Annotated in this window: 6 protein-coding genes; 1 reads left to right on the top strand and 5 read right to left on the bottom strand. The window is 26.8% G+C overall.

The genetic code is table 11. The features are described from left to right. Positions 1-206: 206 nt before the first annotated feature. Positions 207-1,433 (top strand): DEAD/DEAH box helicase, encoded by a 1,227-nt coding sequence (locus Q0F58_RS16510; RefSeq protein ID WP_294378964.1) that lies wholly within the window; start codon positions 207-209, stop codon positions 1,431-1,433. 175 nt (positions 1,434-1,608) lie between these two features. Here the strand turns inward: Q0F58_RS16510 and Q0F58_RS16505 are convergent, their stop codons facing one another. The 5 genes from Q0F58_RS16505 to Q0F58_RS16485 form a co-directional block, all read right to left on the bottom strand. Next, on the bottom strand, positions 1,609-1,938 hold the full coding sequence (locus Q0F58_RS16505; protein WP_294378963.1) for a thioredoxin family protein: 330 nt from the start codon (positions 1,936-1,938) through the stop codon (positions 1,609-1,611). Positions 1,939-1,966: 28 nt separating this feature from the next. Further along, positions 1,967-2,773 (bottom strand): Cof-type HAD-IIB family hydrolase, encoded by an 807-nt coding sequence (locus Q0F58_RS16500; protein ID WP_294378962.1) that lies wholly within the window; start codon positions 2,771-2,773, stop codon positions 1,967-1,969. A gap of 196 nt (positions 2,774-2,969) precedes the next feature. Next, positions 2,970-3,446 (bottom strand): DUF308 domain-containing protein, encoded by a 477-nt coding sequence (locus Q0F58_RS16495; protein WP_294378961.1) that lies wholly within the window; start codon positions 3,444-3,446, stop codon positions 2,970-2,972. 149 nt (positions 3,447-3,595) lie between these two features. Then, positions 3,596-4,930 carry an MATE family efflux transporter gene (locus Q0F58_RS16490; RefSeq protein ID WP_294378960.1) on the bottom strand — a complete coding sequence of 445 codons (1,335 nt, stop codon included), beginning with the start codon at positions 4,928-4,930 and terminating at the stop codon, positions 3,596-3,598. Positions 4,931-5,342: 412 nt separating this feature from the next. Further along, complete coding sequence (locus Q0F58_RS16485; protein ID WP_294378959.1) at positions 5,343-5,984, bottom strand: NUDIX domain-containing protein; 642 nt, start codon at positions 5,982-5,984, stop codon at positions 5,343-5,345. Positions 5,985-6,072 lie beyond the last annotated feature (88 nt).

Genomic DNA, 6,072 nt, shown 5'->3' with positions numbered 1-6,072 from the left:
ATATATATTCCAATTAACAATGTACAATGGACAATTGACAATGAATAGCCAAATCTTTTCAAGATTTCTTTAATATTATGTAGTTTTATTATTGAAACATATATAATTAATTGACAACTATATTAATCTTTTGATAACTTATTTATGGATACGTATTTTAATAATATAAAAGTATATGTTATAAGATTAATAACAAAGGAGATAATATGGCTACTTTTAATGATTTAAATTTAGATTCAAATATAATAGAAGGCTTAAAAAAACAAGGAATAACAACACCAACTTCAATTCAGGCATCTGCAATAATTCCTGCTATGGAAAATAAAGATGTTATAGGCGAAGCATTTACTGGAAGTGGAAAAACACTTGCTTATCTTCTTCCTATATTCCATAAAATAGATACATCAAAAAGAGAAACGCAGGCTATAGTTCTTGCTCCTACTCACGAGCTTGCTCTTCAAATTGAGGCTCAGATAAAGCTTCTTGCTCAAAATTCAAATACTGCTATTACTTCTCTTTCTGTAATAGGTGACGTAAACATAAACAATCAAATCAAAAAACTTAAAGAAATAAAACCTCACATAATTGTAGGTTCTACTGGAAGAATACTTGATCTTATAAGGAAGAAAAAAATCACTGCACACACAGTAAAAACAATTGTTATAGATGAAGGTGATAACCTGCTTGATCCTAAAAGATCACAGATAACAAAAGATATAATAAAAACTACAATGAGAGACCGTCAGCTTATGGTATTTTCAGCTTCAATAAAACCTGAAACTTTACTTACAGCACAAAGACTCATGAAAGATCCAGTTATAATCAAATCTGAAGAAAAAGCTGAAATGAATCCTAATATTGAGCATATGCTTTTTGTATGTGAAAGAAGAGATAAATTTGAAACTTTAAGAAAGATAATATCTGCGGTAAATCCGAAAAAAGCAATCATATTTGTTAACAGCAATGATGATATTGAAATGACTACAGCAAAACTCAATTTCCACAGCAAAGACTGTTTTGCTATGAGTGGACATATTTCTAAAGAAGACAGAAAGCTTGCTATTGACAGTTTCAGAAATGGTAGGATTAAAATTCTTGTTTCTTCTGACATAACTGCAAGAGGTCTTGATGTTGAGGGAATTACTTATGTATTCCACTTAGATCTTCCTTTAAAACTTAATGAATATCTTCATAGAGCTGGAAGAACTGCACGAGGAAATAATTCTGGTGTGTCTATTGCAATTGCTACTCTTAAACAGCTTAACATAATTAAAAAATATGAAAAAGAATTTAATATCAAATTTGAAGAAAAAGAGGTATTTGGAGGCAAAATTCTAGATAAAGACTCTTCAAGGGATAATTATAATGACAGAAAGCCTAAAAAACGAAGCAATTCTTACAATAACAGAGATGGCAAGTCTAAATTCTTTTAATAACTTAAACAATCTTTTTTATTGCTAAATTTTATTATCTATTAAAAAGCCAGAAGTATCTTGAGAGATACTTCTGGCTTTTTATTGTAAATATATATATGTTTAAATTCTGCATTTATCAAATTATAAAGAAATTCTTTTTCCATATATTTTACTATACATACTTTAATTAAGATTAATCTTCATAAATCATCTCATAATATCTCTGCATTTTTCCTTCAAGTGTTAGCAAATCCACATTTCTTCCTATTCTAAGACTTTCTTTTTGATTTACATATAGAAGAAAAACTGGTACAGAAAAAACATCAAATTTAGCACATATATCAGGATGATTTTCTGAATTTATTTCACCACTCTTTATTTTAGGAAATCTTTTTAATATTTCTTCTACTTTAAATTTTATTGCTTCACATGCACCACAATCCATTCCTGTAAAATAAATTACAGCCATATGACTATTTTTTATTATTTCATTTATTTCCTTTTCTGTATTTAATTTTCTCAAAATAATTTCCTTTCAATTCAGTTAATAATCATATTTTTTCTTTTTTCAAAAATTCCACAATATTCTTCATAAGATGATTCTCATTGCTGCACCCTACTATATCAGCATATTTTTTTGCTCCTTCAGATGCATTTTCAGGACAAACTGCGATTCCACATTTTTTTAACATCTCTACATCATTCATATCATCTCCAGCCGCAATGACTTTATTTTTATCCAAATTAAACAAATCTATTATTTCCTCTAGTGCATTACCCTTAGATGTATTATCTGGCATTATTTCAACAAATATACTACCACTTCTTACAGTTGTTATATCATATTTAAGTTTAAGCTCTTTTTGTATATTATCCATATGTTCCATTTCCCCAATAAGAACTATCTTATTCCACTTCAATTCAAATAGGTTTTCTGGCATTTCATGAATTACATTAAGAAATTTTGTTGCTGGTCTTTCTGAAGTTCCATTATCATTAAATATATAAATATCTACACCGCAATGAATTTCTATTCCAAGATCTTTGTAATTTTCTTTTATTTTATATACAATATTCTTCTTTTCTTCTTCCAAATAATGCACTTTAAGAATTTTTCTTTCCTTTGAATCATATATCATTGCACCGTTATATACAATGAGAGGCATATTTATATTAATATCTTCTAAATACTCTTCTATTGCTTCAAACGCCCTTCCTGTTGCCATTGAAAATCTTCCTCCATTTTCAATAAACAATTTTATAGCTTCCTTGTTTTCATGTGATACTTTCTTCTTGTTGTTTAATAATGTTCCATCCATATCACTGTAAATGACATATCCATCAAATTTGCTTGTCATATGTATCTCCCCCTCACTTCTATATTAAATTATTCTTAATAAAAATGCCACTATTTATTATACTGTCACATAAAACAAATTACATAAAATAAAAAATATTACTTTATTAAATAAAACTCTGAAGGTTCTGCTTTTTAACTTCAGAGTTTTTTATACTTTTAATTCTCTTATACTTTTAATATTTCATTTGTATTTTTTATTTCAACATAAATCCTATATATAACTCACTCAAACTGCTTACTATAAAATAAGTTCCAATTACATATGGTACTGAAATAAAACTTACAATTGGATTTAAAAGTATTACCAATCCCAATAGTATTATTACTGCAGAATAAATTATACTAAATTTGTTCTCCATATCATTTTTTATTCCATCAATTAATATATAAATTCCTCTTACAACAGACCAAGCTCCATAAAATGCTACTATTAATGTTACACTTTCTGCTGGCATTGCAATAAGTCCTATTCCTAAAATTATATCTATTACACTCATTATAATATTTTTTCTATCTCTTATTAAATATAATATTCCAATACTTATAAGAATAAGACCTGTAACATTAGTGAGAACAATCAATGAATCCACAGGATTGAAAATAAATAATATACCTAATACTCCAAACAATATCCCTTCTATAACAAATATTTTTTCCAATAAATTATTCATAAAATCCCTCCATAGATATTTATGATATTTTTATCCATAAACTTATTAATAATATTTCCTATAAACAGATTATTTATTCATGAATAATTTTTTATCTATTAAAAATATTCAATTAATATCTTTAGACAAAACATATCTTTTTCCTTGCTTTATATACACTGATTCTTCCACTTTCCGCTTTTATATCTCATTACTGATATTATTGATGCACATAACCATCCTAATGGAACTGCCCACCATATAGCACTTTGTCCAATAATAAATGCAAGTATATACGCAAAACATACCCTTGTAGATAAATTGCTTATGGTACTTGCCAAAAAATATTTCATATCTCCGCTTCCCCTTAAAACACCATTAGTTGTCACCATAAGTCCCATAAAAAAGTAAAAAGAAGAAACAGTTCTTAAATATTCTGTTCCAACACAAATTACATCAGAATTGAACGATGAATCAACAAACACTCCTACAATCTGATGGCCAAATAAAAATATTAAAATTCCAACTAAAACACAAAATATTCCAATCATGATAAGTCCACTTTTATACCCTTTACTTACCCTCTCTACCTTTCTTCCTCCTATATTCTGACTTGTAAATGTTGAAACAGCATTACTCATATTAGCCATTGGGAGAATTATTATTGAATCAATCTTGGCTGCTGCTGCATAGCCTGCAATTACAATAGATCCAAAAGAGTTCACAAGTGCTTGAACAAATAAATTTCCAACTGAAACTATTGACTGTTGAAGTATTGATGGGACTGCTATCTTAGATATTTTTTTCAATATATTTACATCAAAGATTTTTTCTATAGGTTCAGATTTCAGTTCTTTTAAAGATTTAAATAAAAAACATATACATAAAATTGATGAAAATGCCTGTGATATAAAAGTTGCATAAGCAGCTCCTTTAACTCCAAGATTAAATTTCACTATAAATACAATGTCTAGAACTACATTAAAAAATGTAGATACAATTAAAAATTCAAGTGGAATCTTTGAATTTCCAAATGCATTGAATGATGAAGAACCAATATTGTAAATAAACATAAACACAACTCCCCAAAAATAAATCCTCATATAATCACTAGAATCACTAAATATATTTTCTGGTGTATTCATAAGATTTAAAATTTCATCAGTAAAAATAATTCCTAAAAAAAATAATATCCCACTAAAAATCAAAGTAAATATTAGTGCTGTATAAATTGAAATCTTTACTTCCTTCATACGTTTTCCACCAAAATACTGGGCTATAACAACTCCGCATCCTATTCCTGTTCCATTTGCTATAGTTATTAAAAAGAAAGTTATAGGATAAGATGCTCCTACTGCTGCAAGGGAATCCGCTCCAAGATAATTTCCTACAATAACAGAGTCCACTATGTTATATAATTGTTGAAGCATATTTCCAAAAAACATTGGAAATGCAAAATAAAATAATATCTTTGAAGGATTCCCCTTTGTCATGTCTTTATTCATGAAAATTCATTCCTTAAATTTTGTTGTTCTTTACACCTTTAACAATGTACAATTTAAAAATGAATGATAAAATCTTTATTAAATTTTTTTAATATACTTACATGTATCAGATACATTCTAATCTTGCAACATATATTTAAAATAAATTTTCTATAATTACTTTTCATATCCAAAAAATAAGAACATATATTACAGTGTAAAGTCTTCAATGTAATATATGTTCTATTTATATATGATGTACATTTCTTATTCATATATTTGCATTTGCTATAAATCCCAGTTGATAATTGACAATGAATTATAAAATCTTTATAAGATTTCTTCAATATGTTTACATGTATCATATAAATTCAAAAACTAATTATCTATATTTTAATCTTAAATTCATCAATTTCATATTAGAAACCTAAATTTAAATATTTTCTATAATTTTTATGAGTGTATTATTATTTTCCCTTATATGATCACATATATTGAAATTATTTAATTTAATAATCTCATTGTTGTCCAAACAAATAGCTTTTAATTCATCAATTTCATGATTAACCCACTTTTTATATTCTTCAAATGAAACTTTCACCATATTTTCAACTTCATCCCCACAATCAAATTTATCACTAAATACCTCAAGAACATAAAGCTGACATATCTCATCATCAAGTATATCGTCATGATCTTTTCTTTCAAATTTTATTCCACAATTTATAAGTTTATTCTCATCAACATAAATTCCTACTTCCTCAATAAGCTCACGAACCATAGAAGTCTCTGTCTTTTCTCCACTATCTATGTGACCTGCACAGGCAATGTCATAAAGACCTGGATAATTGCTTTTTTTAAATGATCTCTGTTGAAAATACACATATTTATTCATGTCTTCTTTTCTTACTATATAGCATTGTACTACTTTATGTTTTAATCCATATTTATGAACATCTTTTCGTGATTTTATACCTATAATATTTAAGTTTTCATCATAAACATCAAGCATCTCTTCTGATGAAAAAACCTTTTCTATATCTACTCCATTTGCTTTATTGTCTTCATCAAACATTATATTTATTTTCCTGCTACTTAAAATGTAATCAAATATAAACATTTTAAGAATATTACTGTTTCAATGTATCTGCTTTTGCTATTAA

Origin of the sequence: uncultured Clostridium sp. (genome assembly GCF_934754915.1) — a bacterium.
GTDB lineage: Bacteria > Bacillota > Clostridia > Clostridiales > Clostridiaceae > Clostridium.
Note: the sequence above shows the minus strand (reverse complement) of the source record. Positions and strands in the feature narration are given on the sequence as shown.